The sequence below is a fragment of the Rahnella rivi genome, assembly GCF_019049655.1.
GTDB lineage: Bacteria > Pseudomonadota > Gammaproteobacteria > Enterobacterales > Enterobacteriaceae > Rahnella > Rahnella rivi.
Genome location: NZ_JAFMOX010000046.1, coordinates 51,352 through 75,583, shown reverse-complemented (window position 1 = coordinate 75,583; position 24,232 = coordinate 51,352). Strand labels below are relative to the sequence as shown.

The window sequence follows — 24,232 nt, the reverse complement described above, 5'->3', positions numbered from 1 at the left end:
TAAAATCAATTCAGGGAGCCGTGGTAAGGCTCCCTTTTACATTCCGGGATAATCTCGTTTAGCGCCCAGTGACGAAAGCGTCAGGATCGAACTGGCCACCACACGGTTTTTGCCCTGCCGTTTTGCCTCATATAAGGATAAATCAGCCAGTTTCAGCGACTTGCGGATAATCATACCCGGCAGGTAAAGGGATACTCCAAGTGACACCGTCACGTTAAGCACCCGTCCATCCTCGAGAATAATGGCGCAATCCTCCACTTCCTTACGGATGCGTTCGGCAATGGCCATGAGCGTGCCGGGGTCGCAGGTCGAGGTCATCACCAGAAACTCCTCACCGCCGTAACGCCCGGCGAAATCATCGCTGCGCGTCAGATGGCGTAATAACCGCCCCACTTCGGTCAGCACTCTGTCTCCGGCCAGATGACCAAAAGTGTCATTAACCTGTTTGAAGTTATCAATATCCAGCAAAATCAGTCCGCAGGCTTCGCGCTGTAACTGCCTCTGATCCAGCCAGTAATCGAGACTGGCACGGTTGTTTATCTGCGTCAGTTCATCGGTCGCCGCCTTCACGCGGATAGTGAAGACTTTGCCCATATAAATTTCTTTATAATTGAGGGCGTGATAACACAGGATCATGCAACCGGCAGAAATGAGCTGATAAACCAGCAGTTCTGACCAGGGAACCTGAATGCCATGAATGCTGGAAATTAACGCCAGCCGGAAAGCACCGATCAGGATAATGGTGATATACAGTTCTCGGTGTTTGCGCCTGCGCCAGACGCGGAATAAAAACAGCGTGCCAAGAATGATGGCGATAAACAGATTGTTCAGCGTAAACATGCCGTTGAACACAAAAGACACAATAAAACTGCACAGCCCGCTCAGCCAGCCGCCGAAAAACGTCACTAAAATCATCGGCAACATTTCAAGACTGAAAGATAAATCGTCGACCAGTACCAGACGATTACTGCGTAAATATAAGGCCGTCATCCCGGCCACCACGCCGAACACCACCCGCTTCCAGTGTGAGCCTTTGAAGGTAAAAGGTTCGCTGCGGCTCAGGAGAAAAAAGATGATCGACAGCGTGGCATAGGTAACACAAATATCCCCATACAAGCTTCTGAGCGATAAGATATCCGGCATAGATAAATGCGTCCCCTTACGGTTTTCCCTCCAGATTACGGGTTTTAACTTAAATATAGATGATCAATGCCCCGAAAGTTCCTCACCGTGAAATATAGCGGGACGTGTCACATTGTCGGGAATTAAACTGGCGCACAGACTACACACCAAAGGCCGTTCACTCCTTGATTTATATCTAGATACCCTCAGGCGAATCGGCGTAGGCTGAGTGCTTTCGGGTAAAGGAAGACCTGTGTTCTTTTCAATCCTTTTTCGTCAGGTGGTTTACGTCGTATGAATACCTCAGGAAGTCGCCGTGTCAGGCTGTTCAGTGCGCTGATTGAAGCCTGTATCCTTGAAAAATACTCTCTCCCGCGTTTACTTAAAGACGCCATTGCCGGTGTCACCGTCGGGATCATCGCGATCCCGCTTGCCATGGCGCTGGCGATTGCCAGCGGTGTGCCGCCGCAGTACGGGCTTTATACGTCAGCTATCGCAGGGATTGTGATCGCCATTTGCGGCGGTTCGCGTTTTAGCGTGTCCGGGCCGACCGCGGCTTTTGTCGTGATCCTGTTCCCGGTGTCGCAACAGTACGGCCTTTCCGGCTTGCTGCTGGCGACGCTGATGTCCGGCTTCATGCTGCTGATGATGGGGCTGGCGCGTTTTGGCCGGCTTATCGAATACATTCCCCTGCCGGTGACGCTGGGTTTCACCTCGGGGATTGCCATTACCATCGGGACCATGCAGCTCAAGGATTTCTTCGGGCTGTCGATGGCTTCAGTCCCGGAACATTATCTGAGCAAAGTGGCGGCGCTGGTGATGGCGCTGCCGACGCTGGATTACGGTGATGCGGCCATTGGCATCGTGACGCTTGCCGTTCTGATCGGCTGGCCGAAACTCGGTTTACGTGTACCGGGGCATCTTCCTGCGCTGCTGGCAGGCTGCGCGGTGATGGCGATTTTCATGCAGGCCGGGCACCCGGTGGCTACTATCGGCTCACGCTTTCATTATCTGTTGCCCGATGGTTCGCAGGGCAACGGCATTCCGGCGATCCTGCCACAGTTCACGTTGCCATGGAGTGCGTCCGGCGGCAGCGGTCTGAGCTGGTCACTGGTTCAGGCATTGTTACCGGCAGCCTTTTCGATGGCGATGCTTGGCGCCATCGAGTCGCTTCTCTGCGCAGTGGTGCTGGACGGGATGACAGGCATAAAACATCATTCTGACAATGAACTGATCGGTCAGGGTATCGGTAATATCGTCAGTCCGTTCTTTGGCGGCATCACAGCAACGGCGGCCATTGCCCGCTCGGCAGCCAATGTGCGCGCCGGTGCAACCTCACCGGTGTCTGCGATTATTCACTCATTGCTGGTGATCCTCGCCCTGCTGGTGCTCGCACCGTGGCTGTCCTGGCTCCCGCTCGCCGCCATGGCGGCATTGTTGTTGATGGTCGCCTGGAACATGAGTGAAGCGCATAAAGTGGTGGATTTGCTGCGCCGCGCGCCCAAAGACGACATTCTGGTGATGCTGACCTGCATGAGCCTGACCGTGCTGTTTGATATGGTGATCGCCATTACTGCCGGTATCGTGATGGCTTCGCTGCTGTTTATGCGACGCATCGCCAAACTCACCCGTCTGACCGAGGTGCCTGCGGAGGCGGCGGAAGATACTCTGGTCATGCGCATTAACGGCCCGCTGTTCTTCGCCGCCGCAGAGCGCATCTTCAGCGAATTGCAGGTGCGCAGTGCCGGTAAAAAAGTGATCGTTCTGTTGTGGGATCGCGTTGCGGTGCTCGATGCCGGTGGCGTGAATGCATTACGGACCTTCATCGCGAATCTGCCTGAAGGCACCGAATTGCGTATCGCTGAGATCCCTTACCAGCCGCTCAAAACCCTGGCCCGCGCCAGAATGCAACCGGTGGCAGGAAAACTGAGCTTCCACAGTTCATTGCAGGACGCGCTGTAATACTCACGCAGAAATGCAAAAGGCGACCCTCGGGTCGCCTTTGTTGTATCTGATTGCTGCGCTTATTTGCTGGTATCGAGCGCCGGGAAGCTTTTCACCAGATCATCGATGGCTTTCATCTGCACCAGGAAAGGTTCCAGTTTATCTAATGGCAACGCAGACGGGCCGTCACATTTCGCGTGAGCCGGATCTTCGTGCGCTTCGATGAACAGACCTGCGATACCTACCGCCATGCCTGCGCGCGCCAGTTCTGCTACCTGTGCACGACGGCCACCGGACGCTGCGCCAAACGGGTCGCGGGTTTGCAGTGCGTGAGTCACGTCGAAGATCACAGGATGACCGCCCGTGGCGTTAATCATCACGTTCATACCCAGCATGTCGACGACCAGATTGTCGTAACCAAAGTTGCTGCCGCGATCGCACAGAATAACCTGGTCGTTGCCGCCTTCTTTGAATTTATCAACGATGTTACCCATTTGCCCAGGGCTGACAAATTGCGGTTTTTTCACGTTGATGACGGCGCCGGTTTTCGCCATGGCTTCGACCAGATCAGTCTGGCGCGCCAGGAATGCAGGTAACTGGATCACGTCAACCACTTCTGAAACCGGCTGTGCCTGCCAGGATTCATGCACGTCAGTGATGATTTTCACGCCGAACGCCTGCTTCAGCTCCTGGAAAATCTTCATGCCTTCGTCCAGACCCGGACCACGGTAAGAATGAATCGACGAGCGGTTGGCTTTATCGAAAGACGCCTTAAACACGTAAGGAATACCCAGTTTCTGCGTCACAGTGACGTAGTGTTCGCACACGCGCATCGCCATTTCACGCGACTCGAGTACGTTCATCCCACCGAACAACACAAACGGCAGATCGTTGGCGACTTTGATGTCCTGAATGCTAACCACTTTATGTTTCATGCTTTGGCCTTTTTAGTGATAAATCCTTCATCTGAGGCAGCCTCAACAGGCAGTTTCTCAACACGCATCAGATGATAATGTAAGGTAATAATAAATTAATGCAGCGTAACCTGCTTGTGTTCAATCGCATGGATCTGCACTTTGATGACTTCTGAAATCGGGTCTTCCGGGCATTGTTCGACAAAGTAGCTGAGATCGGAAATAGCCACCTGATTACAGTCGAGCTGAACGTAAATCAGACCGCGATCGCGGATTTCATAAGGATCTTCCGGGTCGAACTGCAACACGGTTTCACTTGCCCGCAAAGCCATTTCAAACTGCTTTTCTTCCATCAGCGCGGCTTTCAGCGTATCGAGCATTTTGCGCACGATCACCGTGTTTTCCGCTTCTTCGAGATCGTCGTCTTCGATTTCTGCCGTCACGCCCAGATTGCCTTTCAGCCAGACGCTGAGCATGTGCTCGTTGAGCGTGTCGCCGTTGATGGGGTTGAGCAACCACATCTCTTCATCCAGCCAGTCAGCGCGTAAAATCAGCTGCGTCGGGAAAATCACCGGCATCAGTGGCAGATTCAGTTCATGGGCGATATGCAGGAAAATCACACCCAGCGACACCGGCGTGCCCTGCCGTGAAGCCAGCACTTTGTCGATCCAGATAGCATCCGACAGGCGATAGACACCGCCCGCGCCACCAAATCCCCAGGTGCGGTAAAACAGTTCAATCAGGACTTCCAGTTGCTGATCCTGATCGAGATTTTCAGGCACGACACTGCGCGCTTCATCCACCAGCACTTGTAACTGGCGGCGGACATCCTCCGCGTTGAAATCAAAGCGCACGGATTCCGTCACTTTGATCACTCCGGTACTGAGAGGGGCCGTGTTAAATTCAAAATCAGCAAGCGTACTCATAGTTATCCCAATAGCAGCGGTATTTTCGTCAGGGCCAGTTTGAGAACCAGATAAAGACAAGCGAGCGCCAGAATAAAGGCCAGCCAGCGTGTTTTCTGGCTAAGAGGTCGCTTGCTCAGGGCTACAAAACCCAACGCAATATAGATAATAACGCCGAAAAGCTTTTCGGTCAGCCAGGTTCCCTGTGGGCTGAACGGATAAAAGTGGGTGATGAAGATAAGTGAAATCCCGCTTATTAACAACAGCGTATCCACCATGTGCGGCACGATCTTCACCCAGCGTTTCTGCATCATAGCAGAACCCGCCCATTTCCAGAAAAAACGTAAAACAAACAGCGTAATACTCAGCGTAATAGTGAGCAGATGCAGATTTTTCATCCAGACGTATGCCATTACCCGCTTCCTCAGATAGGGTTCATTATTATGCGGTCAGGCGATCACAACGCTGGCAGCATCCACTGTCCAAGCGTGACACGATCGTTATCACCGTAATCTTTCACGGTGGAAATCTGCTGATAACCGGCCTGGCGCAACAACGCCTGAACGTCATTCGCCTGCTGCCAGCCGTGTTCGAGCAGTAACCAGCCGCGATCCTGAAGATACGCGGGTGCGCTGCGAATAATATGAGCCAGATCAGCCAGACCGGCATTATCTGCCACCAGCGCGCTTGCGGGCTCAAAACGCACGTCACCTTGCGCCAGATGAGGGTCTGCAGCATCAATATAAGGAGGATTACTGGCGATCAGCGCAAAGGTTTCACCGGTGACCGGCGCAAACCAACTGCCCTGTAAAAATCGCGCATTCGGGATAGCCAGTTTTCGGGCATTGTGTTGCGCCAGGCTGACGGCATCGGGTTGCACATCAACGCCGGTTAGCTGGCAGTCGGGGCGTTCGCTGGCAACAGCCAGAGCAATCGCGCCAGTGCCGGTGCCTAAATCCAGCACGCGGACCGGCTCAGGCGGTAAATGGGCCAGCGCCTGCTCGACCAGGCATTCAGTATCAGGACGGGGAATTAAGGTAGCGGGAGAAACCGAGAGTGGCAGCGACCAGAATTCACGTTCACCGGTCAGATAGGCAACCGGCTCACCCTGCTCGCGTCGCGCAAGCAGAGTCTCCAGTTGCTGAAGTTGTTCAGCGGTCAGCAGGGTTTCGCCAAACGCCATAATGAAAGTTCTCGCCCGGCCAGTCACAAAACCGAGCAAGATTTCCGCGTCGCGTTTCGGGCTTTCACCCGCCGCGAGACGGCGGGTGGCATCACGCAGCCAGCACTGAAAATCCATTAATCCTGCTCAGAAAGCGCGGCGAGCTGATCGGCCTGATATTCCTGCACGATCGGCTGGATCAGCGTGTCCAGCTTGCCTTCCATCACTTCATCCAGACGGTAAATCGTCAGGTTGATGCGGTGATCGGTGACCCGGCCCTGCGGGAAGTTGTAGGTCCGGTTACGGTCTGAACGGTCGCCGGTGCCCAGCAGGTTACGGCGCGTTGACGCTTCTTCGGCATGGCGTTTAGCCACTTCGGCAGCGCGAATACGCGCGCCCAGCACAGACATCGCTTTGGCTTTGTTTTTGTGCTGAGAACGTTCATCCTGGCATTCCACCACGATACCGGTAGGAATGTGGGTGATACGGATGGCGGAGTCAGTGGTGTTAACGTGCTGACCGCCCGCGCCGGAGGAACGGAAGGTATCGATACGCAAATCACCGGCGTTAATTTCCGGCAATTCGGCTTCCGGAATTTCCGGCATCACGGCAACGGTACAGGCCGAGGTATGAATACGTCCCTGCGACTCCGTTTCCGGAACGCGCTGAACGCGGTGGCCGCCCGATTCAAATTTGAACTGACCATAAACGCCGTCGCCGCTGACTTTCGCGATCACTTCTTTATAGCCGCCGTGCTCGCCTTCGCTGGCGCTCACGATTTCCACACGCCAGCGGCGCGATTCCGCGTAACGGCTGTACATGCGGAACAGATCACCGGCAAAAATTGCCGCTTCATCACCGCCGGTTCCGGCGCGAATTTCAAGGAAGCACCCGCGTTCATCGTCAGGATCTTTAGGCAATAACAGAAGCTGTAATTGTTGTTCGAGCTCTTCGATGGTGGCTTTGCACTCTTTGATTTCGTCCTGCGCCATTTCGCGCATCTCGGGATCATCGAGCATCATTTCAGCGGTTTCTAAATCGTCCTGCGCCTGACGCCAGGCCAGAAAACATTCGGAGACGGACGTTAACTGAGAATATTCGCGGGAAAGACTGCGGAATTTATCCTGATCGGCGATAACGCTGGCATCGCCAAGCATCGCCTGCACTTCTTCGTGGCGCTCTTGTAACGCTTCCAGTTTGGCAACAATAGAAGGCTTCATGCGTGGTGTTTAACCCTGTGAAAAAAGGAGGAACTATTGCTGACCCAGCCCCAGGCTGTCGCGTAAAATTTGCAAACGCTCCACATCACCGTCGCTGGCTGCCTGTTGCAGAGAACGGGTTGGCGCGTGAATAAGGCGGTTTGTCAATTTGTGGGCTAATTCATGGATCACCGCTTCGACGTCAGCGCCCTGCGCAATCGCTGCGATGGCTTTGGCCTCTGCGTCGGCGCGAATAATATCAGCACGCGAGCGATAATCACGAATAATTTCAACGGCTCCCTGCGAACGCAGCCAGGCCATGAAGTTAGAACTCTCCTGCTCAACGATGGTTTCCGCCTGGATGGCAGCCGCTTTGCGTTGGGCAAGATTGTTTTGAATGATGCTGTGCAGATCATCAACGCTGTACAGATAGGCGTTGGCCAGTTTGCCGACTTCCGGTTCGATATCGCGCGGAACGGCAATATCCACCATCAGCATAGGCTGGTTGCGGCGGGCTTTTAACGCGCGCTCCACCATGCCTTTACCGATGATCGGCAGCGGGCTGGCAGTGGAGCTGATGATAATGTCGGCTTCGGCCAGGCGGGAGTCGATATCCTGCAGGCTGATGACTTCTGCATTCACTTCTGTCGCCAGCGCCTGCGCCCGTTCACGGGTACGGTTGGCAATCATCATGTGGCGGACGTTATGCTGATGCAGATGACGCGCCACCAGTTCGATGGTTTCACCGGCACCGACCAGCAACACACTGACTTCCGAAAGGGATTCAAAAATCTGACGCGCCAGCGTACAGGCAGCAAACGCCACCGACACCGCGCTGGCCCCAATATCAGTTTCAGTGCGAACACGTTTTGCCACAGAGAAGGATTTCTGGAACAGACGCTCCAGTTCGCCGGAAACGGCCTGACCGTTTTGCGATTCCGCGAAGGCTTTTTTAACCTGCCCGAGTATTTGCGGTTCACCGAGCACCAGAGAATCCAGGCCGCTGGCGACGCGCATCAGGTGGCTGACAGCTTCATTGCCGTGATGCCAGTACAAGCTTTTACGCACTTCATCTTCACTGAGATGATGATAGTCGCATAACCATTTCACCAGCTGGTCCTGCAAATTCCCCTGCTGTTCAACGCTGAGGTACAACTCAGTCCGGTTACAGGTAGACAACACCACACCGCCCTGCACCAGCGGTTGCTGGAGCAGACTGGAGAGCGCCTGATCAAGTGTCTCGGGTGAAAATGTTACCCGTTCACGCAGAGACACCGGGGCCGTTTTATGGTTGATACCTAATGCAAGCAGGGTCATATGGGAGGCGGTTATCGGCTTATACTTTATATTAGTATGGGTTTACGTCTGCTGCGCATTCTACAAGATGCGCGAGATCAATAAAAGGCATACAGCACCATCGGTTAAATATGATGTGGGTTTATTTCTGAGTCTGCGGAAAAACCGCACAGAATGCGGGTTGGAGCCCGATCTGATAGATCCTTACCACCTCCCTATTTTCCAGTAATTCATCTGTTTTCAGCTCTGTATTGCCCCCAAAATGCCCCAGACGTCGAGACCATTTCGCCCCCCGACGAATTCCTATAGCCGACCGTTATTACTAAACCTCTGAAAATTATCACCCTCCACTTTTCGTTATTGTCTCCTGAACTCAGCGGGAATAAGGTAATTCCTTACATTTATAAAGGAATTATGAATATGGCAATCCCTGCTTACTTATGGCTCAAGGATGATGGCGGCGCGTTGATCAAAGGTTCAGTCGATGTCAAAGACCGCGAGCACTCCATTGAAATCACCAGCTTCAGCCATAACCTCTACATCCCCACGGAGGGTAATACCGGTAAGCTGACCGGTACACGTGTCCACGGTCACGTGGCATTACCTTGATGGAAATATTAAATACAGCGACGCATGGAATGAACGCATAACAGGGTAAAAAGTATGGATACGGTTGAAGAGCTTAACGACACGTATTTCTATCGGGGATTCTCTAATCTGTCATCAGGAGAATTGCTGTTCTGGATTTTCCTGGACACTACAGCTGAACACTTTGATGTTGATGACTACCTGACAATTGGTTTGATTCTATTAGGCCAGCCAACGATAGACACGCGCACTAAGCCAGGAACTGCAACGAAGGGGACGTCACCACTTAGTTCACAGTTGCGCCATTTACTGAATGTTAAGACCATGCGTTTACCCACCCTGACGTCCGGAAGTATTAAGCGCCTTAAGTTCAGCTATGTGACAAATCTGGGTGCTTTCGTTGGTCGGTGGATTCCGATTCTGGGCATTATTATCATTGCTTCTGATGTCTCTACGATAGCGTACAAAGCCACGAATAAGTACAACACCCTGGCGCGGGGTAATGACAAACTATGGTAGGCAACGAAGACGTCATTGAGTGGTACAGCAAGCGGTTCAACAAGCCTGTACTGTTCTCAAAAAAACAGATTCCGGTCACGATTGAGACGAGCCTTTCAACTGGTCGCTATGTGTGGGCGAGTGAAACGGGTGCTGAAATCATGGAGGAATATTTTGAGAAGTTCGGGGTAGACCCGGCAGGATTCGATTTCTATAAATACTGGCCTGCAGAGACCTTTATCCTATTTGCACTGTGTACGTCAGGTGCTGATGACGATGAGCCTCAACCGCTCACGCTAAGAATGCTCGCTGAGTCTGCGCGTGCAGGTAAATGGCTCTATGACTGACTCAATCTGATACAGATCGTAGGATATTAATCTTTACCCGGCTAGAAACCGGGCTTTTTAGATGCACGGAATATCGTCAAATTCATCAGTCGTCGCATCATTGATGTTAGACAGATAGGTAATCATCGGTTAAATCCAATTACAAATCAGCATTGTCCCAAAACGGATTGATCGCCGATCATCTGCGCAGGGTTGAGATCACCCGCCTCGCTGGCTGTGCTAAACTGACGCACGCCATTATTGCCCTGGCACCTCATTCAGCCATCGCACAAAGGATTTAATCTGTTATGCCAATGCGTAAAGCCCATTTTGTTCGCCTTCTTCCTCTCGCAAGTTTAGTCCTTGCGGCGTGTTCTTTTAATACGCCGAAAGGCCCGGCGACCAGCCCGACGTCCCCGCAATGGCGTGAACACGAAGCGCAGGTCAAGCAACTGGACCACTATCAGACCCGCGGGTCTTTTGCCTATCTTTCCGATAAACAGAAAGTGTACGCCCGCTTCTTCTGGCAACAATATTCCCGTGACAGCTACCGTTTACTGCTGACTAATCCGCTGGGCAGCACCGAAATGGAGCTGAAAGTGCAAAGCGGTATCGCACAGCTGACCAATAATGAAGGCAAGCATTACACCAGCGACAATCCTGATGACATGATCCAAAAACTGACCGGTATGTCGATCCCGCTGGATAATCTGCGTTTATGGATGCTCGGCCTGCCGGGTGACGGCACCGATTTCACCCTCGACAGCCAGTACCGTCTTTCTCAGGTGAAATTCACTCAGGACGGCAAACCGGGCACCGTGGTCTATCAGAGTTATGACGACGACGCGAAACCTTCCCTGCCGCAGCGTCTGGAAATGACCCAGGGCGAGCAACGCATCAAACTGAAAATGGATAACTGGACGCTGAACTGAGATGACGCAGCAATGGTGGCCGTCTCCGGCTAAACTCAATTTGTTCCTTTACATCACCGGACAGCGTCCGAATGGCTATCACGACCTGCAGACGCTGTTTCAGTTTGTCGATTACGGTGACAGCCTGAGTTTTAACGTACGCGACGACAGCGCCATCGTGCTGACTACGCCAACGGACGGCGTCGCCGATGAAGATAATCTGGTGGTGCGCGCCGCCCGTTTGTTGCAAGCCCATGCAGGTGTTTCGCAGGGCGCGGAGATATCGCTGCAAAAACGTATCCCGATGGGTGGCGGTCTGGGTGGCGGTTCATCAAACGCGGCGACCGTCCTTATCGCCCTCAATGCGTTATGGCAGTGCGGCCTTTGCGATACCGAACTGGCACAACTGGGCGTGACGCTGGGTGCTGATGTGCCGGTCTTTGTCATGGGGCATGCCGCTTTTGCAGAAGGCATCGGCGAGATTTTGCAACCGGTTGAACCGGAAGAAAAATGGTATCTGATTGCCCATCCCGGCGTGAACATTGCGACACCGCTGATTTTCGGCGATCCTGAACTGACCAGAAATACACCAAAACGTACTGTTAATGTGCTGTTGGACACGCCTTACGCAAATGATTGCGAACCGATTGCGAGAAAACGTTTTTACGAGGTTGAACAGCTACTTTCTTGGCTGTTAGAATACGCGCCGTCGCGACTGACCGGGACAGGTGCTTGTGTGTTTGCCGAATTCGACACCGAGTCTGCTGCCCGTCAGGTTTTAGACAAAATGCCAACATGGAGTCGGGGTTTTGTCGCGCAAGGTGTTAATATCTCGCCGTTGCATCATTTTCGCGAAGTCTGGTTGAGAACTGCGGGCAAAGCGTAGAGCGTCACAGTAGTTTTGTGTCTGTTCTTTGCCAGCCAATTATTCAACAGATTTAAGTAGTAAGATTTAGAAGTATCGTGAGCATAATGCTTTGGTACCGCTCACCGCCCGGTGGTACCAAAAGCCAATGTCTTCCCTGGACGCAAGCCTGAGGTTCTTCTCGTGCCTGATATGAAGCTTTTTGCTGGTAACGCCACCCCGGAACTAGCACAACGTATTGCCAACCGTTTATACACCAGCCTTGGTGACGCCGCCGTCAGTCGTTTCAGCGACGGTGAAGTAAGTGTGCAAATCAACGAAAATGTACGTGGCGGAGATATTTTCATTATCCAGTCCACCTGCGCGCCTACTAACGATAACCTGATGGAACTGGTCGTAATGGTTGATGCCTTACGCCGCGCCTCGGCCGGTCGTATCACAGCCGTTATTCCTTACTTCGGTTACGCACGTCAGGATCGCCGGGTTCGTTCAGCCCGTGTCCCTATCACCGCGAAAGTGGTGGCTGATTTTCTCTCCAGCGTTGGCGTTGACCGCGTTCTTACCGTGGATCTGCACGCAGAACAAATTCAGGGCTTCTTCGATGTGCCTGTAGACAACGTATTCGGCAGCCCTATCCTGCTCGAAGACATGCTGCAACAGAACCTGGAAAACCCAATCGTGGTTTCTCCGGACATCGGCGGTGTCGTTCGCGCCCGTGCCGTTGCCAAACTGCTCAACGATACCGACATGGCTATCATCGATAAACGTCGCCCGCGCGCGAACGTTTCTCAGGTGATGCACATTATCGGTGACGTCGCTGGCCGTGACTGTGTTCTGGTTGATGACATGATCGATACCGGTGGCACGCTGTGCAAAGCGGCTGAAGCACTGAAAGAACGCGGTGCAAAGCGCGTATTTGCTTACGCTACCCACCCGATTTTCTCCGGCAATGCAGTAGAGAACATCAGAAACTCCGTCATCGACGAAGTGATTGTGTGTGACACTATTCCGCTGTCCGCTGAAATTCGTGCGTTGAAGAAAGTGCGTACCCTGACCCTGTCAGGCATGCTGGCGGAGGCTATCCGCCGCATCAGCAATGAAGAATCCATTTCTGCGATGTTCGAGCATTAATCATCACGCCCCTGTTTACAGGGGCGTTTTGTTTTCGCCCGGCAGATGTTTTAGCTTGTGCAGAAATGAAAAAAACCGTTGTGGCGTGAGCGACAACGGTTTTTTTATGCCTGCCATCCGGACAAATCAGGAATGGCGATGGGACTTGTTGCAGCGTGAATCATAATGACGTACCCACCAGTAGCGGTCGGCAACGCGTTCGCGTCCGCCTACTCTCGCACCGGTCAGCCATAAGATGGCACCGATGAAGATACTGCCGATTGCGCCGTGGGCCAGAAATTGTGGCAGACCCAGTTCTGGCAGCTGATTTAAAATCGAATAACCAACGCCACCGACCATTGTGAGCAAACCGAGTCCCATCAGGGCATTGCCCAATACTGTTGCGGTTTTACGTTTCATTTGTCACCTCCAGTCGTCGATAGTCTTAGCATCATTGCTGTCTTGTCTTTTTCTGCCTTAACTATAGACGTCCCATCTGGTTCACTTTGAGGCAACGATCACAGACAGAGAACATTGGATGACAAATCTTTACGTTTTCCAGTCAGATACATTCGAAGGGTGAATAGTTATCCGACTGCATTATTCATTTTCAACGGTATCTACGGCTTTTCCCCTGCCCTTTATTTGGCATGGCACTGACAGGCAGGTAAACTGTGCGCCTAAACCTCACCCGATAAAGAAGCGAAAAACCGTGAGCAGCATTAAATTAATTGTCGGCCTGGCCAATCCCGGTGCCGAATATGCCCAGACCCGCCACAATGCCGGTGCCTGGTACGTGGATCTCCTCGCCCGCCAGCACAACCAGCAACTGAAAGAAGAAAGTAAGTTTTTTGGTTATACCGCCCGTCTGTCACTGGCCGGTCAGGACGTTCGTCTGCTGGTGCCGACCACGTTTATGAACCTGAGCGGCAAAGCGGTGCTGGCGATGGCGCAGTTCTACCGCATCGAGCCGGATGAAATTCTGGTCGCGCACGACGAGCTGGATATCCCGCCGGGCATGGCGAAAATCAAACTGGGCGGCGGTAACGGCGGCCATAACGGTCTGAAAGACATTCAGAGCAAATTCGGCAATAACCCGAATTTCTATCGCCTGCGCATTGGTATCGGCCATCCGGGCGATAAAAGCAAAGTGGTCGGGTTCGTGCTCGGCAAGCCGCCAGCCAGCGAACAAAAGCTGATTGACGATGCGATTGATGAATCCCTGCGCTGTACTGAACTGCTGATGAAGGAAGGCCTGGAAAAAACCATGCGCCGCCTGCATACCTTCAAAGCTGAGTTGTAAATAAGAGTGACGTGGCGCGGAACACCGCGCCCTTTTCTTTCTTCCCTCCTGACTAACTCAAATTCCGTTACCTGCCCTGCAATTCCTCCGTTCCGTGTTGCCAACTGCAACTATTCATGAGCATTATGCGAATCTCATTTACATTCAGTTACGCCTAATGATTAACGTTGCTTTGATTGACGACCACGTGGTGGTGCGTTCCGGTTTTGCCCAGTTGCTCGGCCTTGAGCCGGATATCCAGATTGTCGGCCAGTATGCGTCGGCGGCGAATGCGTGGACGTCGCTGCTGAAAATGAATATTGACGTGGCGGTGATGGATATCGCCATGCCCGATGAAAGCGGATTAAGTTTGCTGTCGCGTTTACGGCAGCAGCGCCCCAATTTCCGCGCCATCATTCTGAGCATTTACGACACCACTGCGTTTGTACAAAGTGCGCTGGATGCCGGTGCGGGCGGCTATCTCACCAAACGCTGCGGCCCTGAAGAGCTGGTGCAGGCGGTCCGCACCGTGCACGCCGGTGGCCGCTATCTCTGCTCCGATGCCCTGCTGGCGCTGCGTCAGAGTCAGCAAACGCCGAAAGCCTTGCAGGCGCTGACACCGCGTGAACGCGAGATTTTCGATCTGCTGGTCAACGGGCTGAGCGTGAAAGCGATTGCCGAACAGCTCGAACTCAGCCACAAAACCGTGCACGTTCACCGCGCCAATATCCTTGGCAAACTCCAGTGCGATACCACCATCGAACTGGTTCATTTCGCCATACAGCATCACCTTCTCGCCTGATGCGCCGGGCTGGGCTGACGCTGTTTCTCGCCATTTTCTACAGCCTGTGCTGGCTGGCGTTGTGGTCGATCAGTTTTTATCTCACGCAAAATGGTCAGCAGGCGATGCTGCTCCTGCCGCAGGGTCTGCGTCTGGCGCTGATGACGCTGCTTTCGCGGCGTTACTGGCCGGTGATGCTGGCGTCAGAATTAGGCATTGCCGTCTGGCTGCACAGCGAACAGTTGCAGACGCACTGGATCATCCTGCTTTCACCCCTGCTCAGCCTGATCCCCGCCGCACTCGTGCAGCATTTCTGGCGACGGTTTACCCTTTACTGGCAACGGCTTTTGCTGTTGCTTGGCGCGGTGGCCGGTAACAGCCTGTTGCAGATGGCGGTACCCGGCCTGTGGCTGAATTCGCCGCTGAGCCAGACGCTGCTGGCCTCCTTCACCGGCGGCATTCTGCTGACGCCGTTTATCTATCTGATTTATGAATATCTTAAACAGCAGCATCTGCAAAACCTGCTGGCGCAAGAGATCCCCGATCCGCCGCTGCGCACGTCGCTCCTGATCTGGTGTTCACTGTTCTTCGCCCTCGCCGTTTGTCTGCAAATGACACTGGCGCCGGAAGTGGAACGGCTGCTGATCATTCTGGTTTTTCTGCCCAACGTGGTGATGGCTTACGCCTTCGGCTGGCAGGGTGGCGTGCTGGCGGCGGTGCTGGGCAGCCTGATGATCACGGTCACGCGGCAGATGAGCGGCGCGTTTCACGATTTGCTCGAGCTGGAACTGTTTCTCTCCACGCAGGCGCTGCTCGGCATCGGGCTGGGGATTGCCATCAGCCGTCAGCAGCAGCTGGCGTCGCATCTCAACCGTTACCGTTTGCAGCTTGAGCAGGAGTTGCACACCCGTCGCCAGCTGACGGAGCGGCTGGTGCATACCGAGGAAGCGGTGCGCAAGGAAATCGCCCGCGAGCTGCACGATGAAATCGGGCAGAACATTACCGCCATTCAGATCCAGGCGATGCTGGTCGATCGCAGCCCGCCCGGTGCGGCCACCCACGCCGCCGCCAGACAAATTGGCGAACTGTCGCAGCGCATTCACCACACCACCCGCCAGTTATTGCGCCAGCTGCGCCCGCCGGTGCTGGATGAAATGTCGCTCGACGTGGCCCTGCACCATCTGGCGGATGAATTTGCCTTCGCGCAACAGGGCGTTGATTTTCAGCTCGATTACCGCCTGACCGACGCGCCCTCCGATGACACCCTGATTTTCACGCTGTACCGGCTGGTGCAGGAACTGCTCAACAACATCAATAAACATGCCGGTGCGACGCAGGTGCGCGTCAGCCTGACCGTGCAACACAACATGCTGGTGCTGACGGTCAGTGACAACGGCGTCGGCTTTGCCCTGCCGGTGAAAGAAGGCTTCGGGCTGCGCGGCATCGAGGAACGCGTGCGCGCGCTGGGCGGCGAATGGCTGGTTCATCAGCAGGATGGCACCCGCATAATTGTTAAGTTGCCCACAGATTTGCAAAGAACATCGCCCTGACTAGGACTAATTCCTAGTCATCTAAAACCTTGTCTCATCCGCCCGACAAAACACCCGCCTACACTCGCCTCATCAAGTTGGAGAACACCATGACAGCAACGCCGTTATCCGCCACCGACGTGGATAAAAATTACCGTTACTGGCGCGTGCATTTATTGCTGTCGATGGTCATTGGCTACGCCGCGTTCTATCTCACCCGCCGCAGCGTGAATTTCGCGATGCCGGTGATGCAGCTGGAACTGGGGCTGACCAAAGGCGATATCGGCCTGCTCGGCACGCTGTTTTATCTGGCCTACGGCGGCTCGAAATTTATCTCGGGTATTTACAGCGACCGCACCGGTGCCCGCTGGTTTATGGGCGTCGGATTACTGATGACCGGCGTGCTGAATATTCTGTTCGCCTTCTGCCATTCGCTGACCGCGTTGCTGATTGTCTGGACGCTGAACGGATTCTTTCAGGGCTGGGGATGGCCGCCGTGCGCCAGATTGCTGACCCACTGGTATTCGCGCAACGAACGCGGTTTCTGGTGGGGCTGCTGGAACACGTCGATCAACATCGGTGGCGCGGCGGTTCCGCTGCTCTCGGGTTTACTGGCCGCCACCTGGGGCTGGCAGGCGGCGCTGCTGGTGCCGGGCGCGGTCGGGATCGTTCTCGGATTATGGCTTTGCCGCCAGCTGTGCGGCACACCGCAGCAGGAAGGATTGCCCACGGTGGGCGTCTGGCGGCGTGACCCGCTGGAACTGAGACAGGAGCAGCAAAGCCCGCCGATGAGTATGACGCAGATCCTGCGCCAGACGATTTTGCAAAACCGGACAATCTGGCTCCTGGGCGTCTCGTATGTGCTGGTGTACCTCATCCGCATTGCGCTCAACGACTGGGGGAATATCTGGCTGGCGGAGAATCACGGGGTCAATTTGCTGAGCGCAAACGCGACACTGTCACTTTTCGAGCTCGGCGGCCTGCTCGGCGCGTTGTTTGCCGGATGGGGCTCTGACCTGCTGTTTCGCGGGCAGCGCGCCCCGATGATTTTACTGTTTTCACTGGGGCTGTTTCTGACCGTCACCGCCCTGTGGCTGGCACCGGTGCATCATTTCGGGTTGCTGGCGCTGAGTTTCTTCAGCATCGGATTTTTTGTGTTCGGGCCGCAAATGCTGATTGGTCTGGCGGCAACCGAATACTCACACAAAGACGCGGCGGGCACGGTGACCGGATTTCTCGGGCTGTTTGCCTACCTCGGCGCGGCGCTGGCGGGATGGCCGCTGGCGGTGGTGATGCAACACTACGGCTGGTCCGGATTTTTTGCCGTGCTGACGATGGCTTCGGCGTTCGTCGGGCTGCTGCTGATGCCCATGATGATGGCCGGGATCAGCAAACGCGAATTACAGTCCGCTCCGCCGGACAACTGACAAGGTTCTCTGTCCTGCAACATAACTAAAAAAAGGTAAACACCATGAAAACGACTCTGACTTACTCTCTCCTCGCCGCGGCGGTCGCCATGACGGCGTTCACCGGTGCCGCTCAGGCCAAAGGCCGTCTGGTGGTGTATTGCAGCGCCACCAACGCCATGTGTGAAGAAGAAACCAAAGCCTTCGGGGAAAAGTACGACGTCAAAACCTCCTTCATCCGCAACGGTTCCGGCAGCACGCTGGCGAAAGTGGAAGCCGAGAAAAAGAACCCGCAGGCTGACGTCTGGTACGGCGGCACCTTAGATCCGCAGTCACAGGCCGGTGAAATGGATCTGTTGCAGGCGTATAAATCCCCTAACCTCGCGCAAATCATGCCTGCCTTCCAGGATCCGGCTAAGCGCAAAGGTAACTACTCTTCCGCCGTGTACATCGGCATTCTGGGCGTCGGCGTGAATACCAACCGCCTGAAAGAGAAAAATCTGCCAGAACCTAAATGCTGGAAAGACCTGACCAACCCGATTTACAAAGGCGAAATCCAGATTGCCGATCCGCAAAGTTCCGGCACCGCCTACACCGCGCTGGCGACCTTCGCGCAGCTGTGGGGCGAAGATCAGGCGTTCGATTACCTGAAAAAACTCAACAACAATATCTCCCAGTACACCAAATCCGGTATCGCCCCGGCGCGTAACGCCGCACGCGGTGAAACTGCCATCGGCATCGGCTTCCTGCACGATTACGCTCAGGAAAAAGAGAGCGGCGCACCGCTGAAACTGATTTCCCCGTGCGAAGGTTCCGGCTATGAAATCGGCGGCGTCAGCATCCTGAAAGGCGCACGTAACCTGGATAACGCCAAACTGTTCGTTGACTGGGCATTGTCCAAAGAGGCGCAGGAACTGGCATGGAAAAAAGGCCAGTCTTATCAAATCCTGACCAACACCACCGCAGAAACCTCCCCGAACTCGCTGAAAATGAGCGACCTGAAGCTCATCAATTACGACATGGACAAGTACGGCGCATCCGATATGCGTAAAGAGCTCATCACCAAGTGGGTCAACGAAGTGAAGATGGGCAAAGAGTCTCAATAAAAGCCCGCGTACTTATTGAGTGAACGCGCTTTGCGCCTCCCCCTGCAAAGGGGGAGTTAACGCACTCAGCATTATTTTCGCCAACACCTTTTTTCTCTTAATAAGGAGACGCTATGTCTCATTCATTAACCCTGCCTGACACCCGACGCCGTGACCCGGTTTTCGGCTGGCTGGGGCTTATTCTGCTCGCCTTTGTGCTGCTGCCGTCCTGGAGTCTGGACTACGGTCTGCTGGAATCCACGCAGGATGAAATTCTCGCGGCGTACGGCTGGTCGGGGCTGAATCTCAGCCTGCTGTGGCTGATCCTGCCGATGGCGTTACTGTTCCGTCCGCGCCATGCACAACGGCTGGAAGCCCGCCGCCGTCATCAGTTTGATGCCGCCTGGTCGGTGTTTTGTGCACTGTTTATGATCGTCAGTGCCACGCTTATCGGACGCGGGCTGGGTTACGGCAGCATAGTGATGTTTATTGCCCTCGGCGCGATTTGCTCGCTGGCGCTGTCACGCCTTGAGTGGCTGGGCGGTGACCGCTTCGTCCTCGGCTCGCTGATTTGCATCATCGCGCTGATCGGCGTGTTTATCATTTATCCGAGCATTGCGATTTTCATCCCGATGTTCACCAACGACGCCGGAGATTTCGCGCCGCTGGCCTTTATGACGGTCCTCGGCCAGTCGCATATTTTGCAGGTGATCTGGAACTCGTTCCTGCTCTCTGTGGCTGTCGGGATCGGTTGTACCTTCTTCGGGCTGGTGCTGGCGATTTACACCACGCGCATCGCCAAACGCTCGGCGATTATCGGGCGTATTTTCTCGATTTTGCCGATTGTCACCCCGCCGTTTATCGTCGGGCTGGGCGTCACCCTGATGATGGGCCGCTCAGGCTATGTCACCGAACTGATGGTCGACTGGTTCGGGCTGACCAACACCAACTGGCTTTACGGTTTCACCGGCATCTGGCTGGCACAGGTGCTGGCGTTCACGCCGATGGCGTTTATGATCCTCGACGGGGCCATCAAAACCATTCATCCGTCGCTGGAAGAAGCGTCGTATACGCTGCGCGCCAGCCGCTGGCAGACCTTTCACCGCGTGTTTCTGCCGCTGCTGAAACCGGCGCTGGCGAACGCCTTTCTGATTGTCATCGTCCAGTCGCTGGCGGACTTCAGTAACCCGCTGGTGCTCGGCGGCAATTTCGACGTGCTCGCCACGCAAATCTACTTCTACATCACCGGCGCACAGCTGGATTATCAGGCCGCCAGTACGCTCGGCGTGATCTTACTGGTGTTCTCGCTGCTGGTGTTCTGCGTGCAATACATGTGGATCGGCAAACGCTCGTACGTCACCATTTCCGGCAAAACCTCACGCGGCGACGTTCAGCCGCTGCCGGTCACATTAGTCTGGGGCGTGACCGCGCTGCTGGCGGTGTGGATAGCCTTCAACGCCCTGCTTTACGGCAGCATTTTCTACGGCAGTTTTACCGTCAACTGGGGCGTGGATTACACCCTGACCTTCGACAACTTCACCAAACTGTTCGGACAGGGCTTCTCTGACGGCGCATGGCCTTCGCTGCTCGACACCCTGCTCTACGCCGGAATTGCCGCACCGATCACCGCGCTGTTTGGTTTGCTCATCGCCTACATCGTGGTACGCCAGCAGTTCCGTGGCAAAAAAACCATCGAGTTCAGCACCATGCTGTGCTTTGCGGTGCCGGGCACGGTCGCGGGGATCTCCTACATTCTGGCGTTTAACAGCGCGCCGGTGTATCTGACCGGTACGGCGGCCATCGTGATCATTTCCATGGTGATGCGTAACGTGCCGGTGGGTATCCGCGCCGGGATCGCCGGGCTGGGTCAGCTGGATAAATCGCTGGATGAAGCCTCGCTCAGCCTGCGCGCCGGATCGATGCGTACGGTGATGTACATCCTGCTGCCACTGTTGCGGCCAGCCATTTTGTCGGCGCTGATTTACAGCTTCGTGCGCGCCATCACCACCGTCAGCGCCATTGTTTTCCTGGTCACGCCGGACACCCGCGTCGCCACAGCGTACATCCTCAACCGGGTGGAAGACGGCGAATACGGCGTGGCGATTGCCTACGGCTCAATCCTTATCGTCGTGATGCTGGCGATCATTTTCATCTTTGACTATCTGGTTGGCGAAGCGCGAATTTCCCGCTCAAAAGCCAAAACCGGCCAATAATTCTGGAGCGCTTTGACATGACAATGACCACTGAATACCCGGTTAACACCGCACCGGCAGAAACCACCAAAAGCTTTGTTGAGCTGAAAAATGTCGCCAAACGGTTTGGCAACAATACGGTGCTGGAAGGCCTGAACCTGGCGATCCCGAAAGGGAAAATGGTCACCCTGCTCGGCCCGTCCGGCTGCGGTAAAACCACGGTACTGCGCATGGTCGCCGGGCTGGAGAAACCCTCTGAAGGCCGCATTTTTATCGACGGCGAAGACGTCACCGACCGTTCCATTCAGCAGCGTGACATCTGCATGGTGTTTCAGTCTTACGCCCTGTTTCCGCACATGTCGCTGGGGGAAAACATCGGTTACGGGCTGAAAATGCTTGGCCGTCCGAAAGCTGAAATCCGCGACCGGGTGCGCGAGGCGCTGTCGCTGGTTGATCTAGAGGGCTTTGAAGATCGCTACGTCGATCAGATTTCCGGCGGTCAGCAGCAGCGCGTGGCGCTGGCCCGTGCGCTGATCCTCAAACCGAAAGTGCTGCTGTTCGACGAACCGCTGAGTAACCTCGACGCCAACCTGCGCCGCAGCATGCGCGAGAAAATCCGCGAGCTGCAACAGCAGTTCAACATTACCTCGCTGTACGTGACGCACGATCAGAGCGAAGCCTTTGCGGTTTCCGACACCGTGCTGGTGATGAACAAAGGCAAAATCATGCAGATTGGCGCGCCGCAGGAGCTTTACCGCCAGCCCGCGTCACGCTTTATGGCCAGTTTTATGGGCGACGCCAACGTCTTCCCGGCGGATTTGCACCGCGATACCGTGGAGATTTTCGGCTATCACATCCCGAAACCCGCCGCGTTCGCACCGGGCATGCAGCAATGTACGGTAGGCGTCCGCCCTGAGGCGATCACCTTGGGTTTGCAGGGCGACGACAGCCAGCGCTGCGTCATCACCCACGTGGCCTATATGGGGCCGCAGTATGAAGTGACGGTAGAATGGCACGGCCAGTCGTTGCTGTTGCAGGTCAACGCCACACAACTGCAACCGACCGCGGGTGACAATTTCTTCCTGCAAATCCATCCGTACGGCATGTTTGTGCTGGTGTGATAAATCCAAAAACGTCAAAAAAAAGGTGCCGTTTTTCAGCGGCACCTTTTTTTATTCTGACGCAATTTTCTTTATTCTGACGCAATAATGTTCAGAGCGGCTCGTCGAAACGCAGTAACCGCCCGGCGTTGCCCAGCACCAGCAAGGTACTGAGATTGTGCAGCAAAGCGGCGATCAACACGCCCGCCACGCCGAGCAACCCCATAGCGGCTACCGCCATCACCACCAGCGTCCAGCCCAGCCCGATGAACACATTGATTTTCAGCGTTCTGCGGCACGCCCGGCTCAGGCGCACACAGGTGCCGAGACGGCGCAAATCGCTGCCGATCAGTACCACATCGGCGGAAGCCAGCGCGATATCACTGCCGCCTGCGCCCATTGCAATCCCCACCACACCCGCCTTCAGCGCCAGCGAATCGTTAATGCCGTCACCGACCACCATCGGGCGATAGCCCTGCGCAATTTCCGCAGACACCTGATGCAGTTTGTCTTCCGGTAAAGCCTGAGCGACCACGTTGCTGATGCCCAGTTCACCGGCAATATGATGTGCCACGCTGGCGCGGTCGCCGGTCAGTAAAAGCTGGCGTTGCAGCCCGAGCTGACGCAGTTCGGCCAGCGCGGTCTGCGCTTCTGGGCGTAATGAATCCGCCAGCAACAGCCAGCCGAGAAAATGCCCGTTCAGCGAAAGCCCGACCAGCGGCCCGTCATGTTCAGGCACATCACTCACCGCGATAGTGTTCTGGCTGAAAAATGCCGGACGTCCCAGCAAAGCTTCGCCCTGTGCGGTGTGCGCCCGCACGCCCATGCCCTGTTGTTCTGACACCTCTTCCAGCGGCAAATATTGCTCACGCGGCAGTAACTTCGCCAGCGCGCGGCTGACCGGATGGCTGCTTGCCGCCCCGAGACTGGCCGCCAGGCCAAGTACCGCTGCCGGGGATTCGTTTTCCTGGAGCACCGTGCGTTGCAGATGCAGTTCACCGTGGGTCAGCGTGCCGGTTTTATCGACCACAATGGCGTTGAGATCGGCCAGCTCTTCAAGGAATGCAGAGCTTCGGATCAAAATCCCGTGGCGCGCGGCGACAGCGATACCCGCGATGGCCGTCGCGGGCGCGGAAAGCACCAGCGCACACGGACAGGCCGCCACCAGCACAGCCAGCATGGCGTGGGCATCACGCGTGATAAACCAGGTCGCCGCCGCGATCAGCAAAATCAGTACCAGATATTGCCCGGCATAACGTTCGAGCAGGCGGGTGATCGGCGGTTTGGCATGTTCGGCTTTTTGCATCAGCGCAATCACTTTGCCCAGCGTGGCATCCGCGCCGGTTCGCGTGACTTGGACAGACAACAATCCGTCCAGATTAATGGCACCGCCAAACACGTCGTCCCCTGCGCGGGCTTCCTGCGGCACGGATTCACCGGTGATTGGCGCGGTATCCAGACTGGCGCTGCCGGACAACACGCGGCCATCGGCGGGCAAACGGTCGCCTGCGCGCACTTCCACGCAATCGCCGGTTTGCAGCTGATGATTATCGATTTCTTCAATCCCGCCATCCGGCAGAATGCGTCGCGCACGGCTGCGGGTCAGACGGCTCAGCGCATCAATGGCTTCCTGCGAACCGATCACACTGCGCTCTTCCAGAATATGACCAAAAATCATGATGCCCGGCAGCAAGGCGGCGGTCATCAGGTCGCCGGTAGCCCAGGCACCCAGCATCGCCAGCGCGATCAGCTGATCGGTCACGCCATGCAAACTCGGGCTGCGCAGACTGTACATTGCCGAGCGCAATACCGGCACCGCCACCAGCAGGGACGCCACGCCAAACAGAATCTGCCCGACGTCGCGCTGTTGCGGAAACACCCACTGCCAGATCCAGCCGCACAGCAACAGGCCGAATGCGGTCATCGCCAGAAGCAGCTGCACCGCCATGTTCCGCTGCTCATGGCGCGTGAGCAGCACGCTTTTCGCTGACGGTTCTTCAGAAGAGATCGAAGTCAC

The 24,232-nt window shown here is 55.3% G+C and carries 22 protein-coding genes and 1 pseudogene; 14 read left to right on the top strand and 9 right to left on the bottom strand.

Annotated elements, in window-relative coordinates:
* Positions 1 to 36: 36 nt before the first annotated feature.
* Entirely contained in the window at positions 37 to 1,143 is a 1,107-nt protein-coding gene (locus J1779_RS03840) for a GGDEF domain-containing protein (RefSeq protein WP_217202920.1), read from the bottom strand.
* 273 nt (positions 1,144 to 1,416) lie between these two features.
* Here J1779_RS03840 and dauA point away from each other — a divergent pair, with 273 nt between their 5' ends.
* Positions 1,417 to 3,084, top strand: a complete 1,668-nt coding sequence (dauA, locus tag J1779_RS03835) for a C4-dicarboxylic acid transporter DauA (RefSeq protein WP_217202919.1) — start codon at positions 1,417 to 1,419, stop codon at positions 3,082 to 3,084.
* A gap of 62 nt (positions 3,085 to 3,146) precedes the next feature.
* Here dauA and kdsA read toward each other — a convergent pair whose 3' ends face one another.
* The 6 genes from kdsA to hemA form a co-directional block, all read right to left on the bottom strand.
* Positions 3,147 to 4,001, bottom strand: coding sequence for a 3-deoxy-8-phosphooctulonate synthase (gene kdsA / locus J1779_RS03830; protein WP_056770704.1), 855 nt, complete (start codon positions 3,999 to 4,001; stop codon positions 3,147 to 3,149).
* A gap of 95 nt (positions 4,002 to 4,096) precedes the next feature.
* Positions 4,097 to 4,906, bottom strand: a complete 810-nt coding sequence (gene sirB1, locus J1779_RS03825; protein WP_122095317.1) for an invasion regulator SirB1 — start codon at positions 4,904 to 4,906, stop codon at positions 4,097 to 4,099.
* A 2-nt stretch (positions 4,907 to 4,908) separates the two neighbouring features.
* Positions 4,909 to 5,298, bottom strand: coding sequence for a SirB2 family protein (locus J1779_RS03820; RefSeq protein WP_122095318.1), 390 nt, complete (start codon positions 5,296 to 5,298; stop codon positions 4,909 to 4,911).
* A 44-nt stretch (positions 5,299 to 5,342) separates the two neighbouring features.
* Positions 5,343 to 6,185, bottom strand: a complete 843-nt coding sequence (gene prmC, locus J1779_RS03815; RefSeq protein ID WP_217202918.1) for a peptide chain release factor N(5)-glutamine methyltransferase — start codon at positions 6,183 to 6,185, stop codon at positions 5,343 to 5,345.
* A complete protein-coding gene (gene prfA, locus J1779_RS03810) occupies positions 6,185 to 7,267 on the bottom strand; it encodes a peptide chain release factor 1 (RefSeq protein WP_056770715.1) in 1,083 nt (360 codons plus the stop codon). Before prfA ends, prmC begins: the two co-directional genes overlap by 1 nt.
* 33 nt (positions 7,268 to 7,300) lie before the next feature.
* Positions 7,301 to 8,563, bottom strand: coding sequence for a glutamyl-tRNA reductase (hemA, locus tag J1779_RS03805; RefSeq protein ID WP_136375965.1), 1,263 nt, complete (start codon positions 8,561 to 8,563; stop codon positions 7,301 to 7,303).
* A 399-nt stretch (positions 8,564 to 8,962) separates the two neighbouring features.
* On the opposite strand from hemA, the pseudogene J1779_RS03800 reads away from it, so the two are divergent.
* The 6 genes and pseudogenes from J1779_RS03800 to prs form a co-directional block, all read left to right on the top strand.
* A pseudogene (locus tag J1779_RS03800) lies at positions 8,963 to 9,130 on the top strand (type VI secretion system tube protein Hcp); the annotation flags it as partial.
* Positions 9,131 to 9,205: 75 nt separating this feature from the next.
* Entirely contained in the window at positions 9,206 to 9,649 is a 444-nt protein-coding gene (locus J1779_RS03795; protein WP_217202917.1) for an STM2901 family protein, read from the top strand.
* Entirely contained in the window at positions 9,643 to 9,975 is a 333-nt protein-coding gene (locus tag J1779_RS03790) for a DUF1493 family protein (protein ID WP_217202916.1), read from the top strand. The genes J1779_RS03795 and J1779_RS03790 overlap by 7 nt, the downstream gene beginning before the upstream one ends.
* Before the next feature lie 287 nt (positions 9,976 to 10,262).
* Positions 10,263 to 10,886, top strand: a complete 624-nt coding sequence (gene lolB, locus J1779_RS03785) for a lipoprotein insertase outer membrane protein LolB (protein ID WP_056770726.1) — start codon at positions 10,263 to 10,265, stop codon at positions 10,884 to 10,886.
* 1 nt (position 10,887) lies between these two features.
* Entirely contained in the window at positions 10,888 to 11,751 is an 864-nt protein-coding gene (gene ispE / locus J1779_RS03780; protein ID WP_217202915.1) for a 4-(cytidine 5'-diphospho)-2-C-methyl-D-erythritol kinase, read from the top strand.
* Between the two features lie 162 nt (positions 11,752 to 11,913).
* Positions 11,914 to 12,861: a ribose-phosphate diphosphokinase gene (gene prs, locus J1779_RS03775; protein WP_104921955.1), complete on the top strand. Its 948-nt coding sequence runs from the start codon at positions 11,914 to 11,916 to the stop codon at positions 12,859 to 12,861.
* A 126-nt stretch (positions 12,862 to 12,987) separates the two neighbouring features.
* Here the strand turns inward: prs and ychH are convergent, their stop codons facing one another.
* Positions 12,988 to 13,260: a stress-induced protein YchH gene (ychH, locus tag J1779_RS03770; RefSeq protein WP_056770734.1), complete on the bottom strand. Its 273-nt coding sequence runs from the start codon at positions 13,258 to 13,260 to the stop codon at positions 12,988 to 12,990.
* A gap of 292 nt (positions 13,261 to 13,552) precedes the next feature.
* Here ychH and pth point away from each other — a divergent pair, with 292 nt between their 5' ends.
* From pth to fbpC, 7 genes are all read left to right on the top strand, one after another.
* The gene (gene pth / locus J1779_RS03765; protein ID WP_037034067.1) at positions 13,553 to 14,143 is read left to right on the top strand and encodes an aminoacyl-tRNA hydrolase; all 591 of its coding nucleotides are present in this window, start codon (positions 13,553 to 13,555) and stop codon (positions 14,141 to 14,143) included.
* A gap of 157 nt (positions 14,144 to 14,300) precedes the next feature.
* Positions 14,301 to 14,924, top strand: coding sequence for a response regulator transcription factor (locus tag J1779_RS03760; RefSeq protein WP_217202914.1), 624 nt, complete (start codon positions 14,301 to 14,303; stop codon positions 14,922 to 14,924).
* The gene (locus J1779_RS03755; protein ID WP_056770739.1) at positions 14,924 to 16,453 is read left to right on the top strand and encodes an MASE1 domain-containing sensor histidine kinase; all 1,530 of its coding nucleotides are present in this window, start codon (positions 14,924 to 14,926) and stop codon (positions 16,451 to 16,453) included. The genes J1779_RS03760 and J1779_RS03755 overlap by 1 nt, the downstream gene beginning before the upstream one ends.
* A gap of 89 nt (positions 16,454 to 16,542) precedes the next feature.
* Positions 16,543 to 17,859 carry an MFS transporter family glucose-6-phosphate receptor UhpC gene (gene uhpC, locus J1779_RS03750; protein ID WP_056770741.1) on the top strand — a complete coding sequence of 439 codons (1,317 nt, stop codon included), beginning with the start codon at positions 16,543 to 16,545 and terminating at the stop codon, positions 17,857 to 17,859.
* Positions 17,860 to 17,903: 44 nt separating this feature from the next.
* Entirely contained in the window at positions 17,904 to 18,944 is a 1,041-nt protein-coding gene (locus tag J1779_RS03745) for an ABC transporter substrate-binding protein (RefSeq protein ID WP_217202913.1), read from the top strand.
* A gap of 113 nt (positions 18,945 to 19,057) precedes the next feature.
* The gene (locus J1779_RS03740; protein WP_217202912.1) at positions 19,058 to 21,136 is read left to right on the top strand and encodes an ABC transporter permease; all 2,079 of its coding nucleotides are present in this window, start codon (positions 19,058 to 19,060) and stop codon (positions 21,134 to 21,136) included.
* 23 nt (positions 21,137 to 21,159) lie between these two features.
* Positions 21,160 to 22,236 (top strand): ferric ABC transporter ATP-binding protein, encoded by a 1,077-nt coding sequence (gene fbpC, locus J1779_RS03735; RefSeq protein WP_122095631.1) that lies wholly within the window; start codon positions 21,160 to 21,162, stop codon positions 22,234 to 22,236.
* A gap of 91 nt (positions 22,237 to 22,327) precedes the next feature.
* Here fbpC and J1779_RS03730 read toward each other — a convergent pair whose 3' ends face one another.
* A complete protein-coding gene (locus tag J1779_RS03730; RefSeq protein WP_217202911.1) occupies positions 22,328 to 24,232 on the bottom strand; it encodes a heavy metal translocating P-type ATPase in 1,905 nt (634 codons plus the stop codon).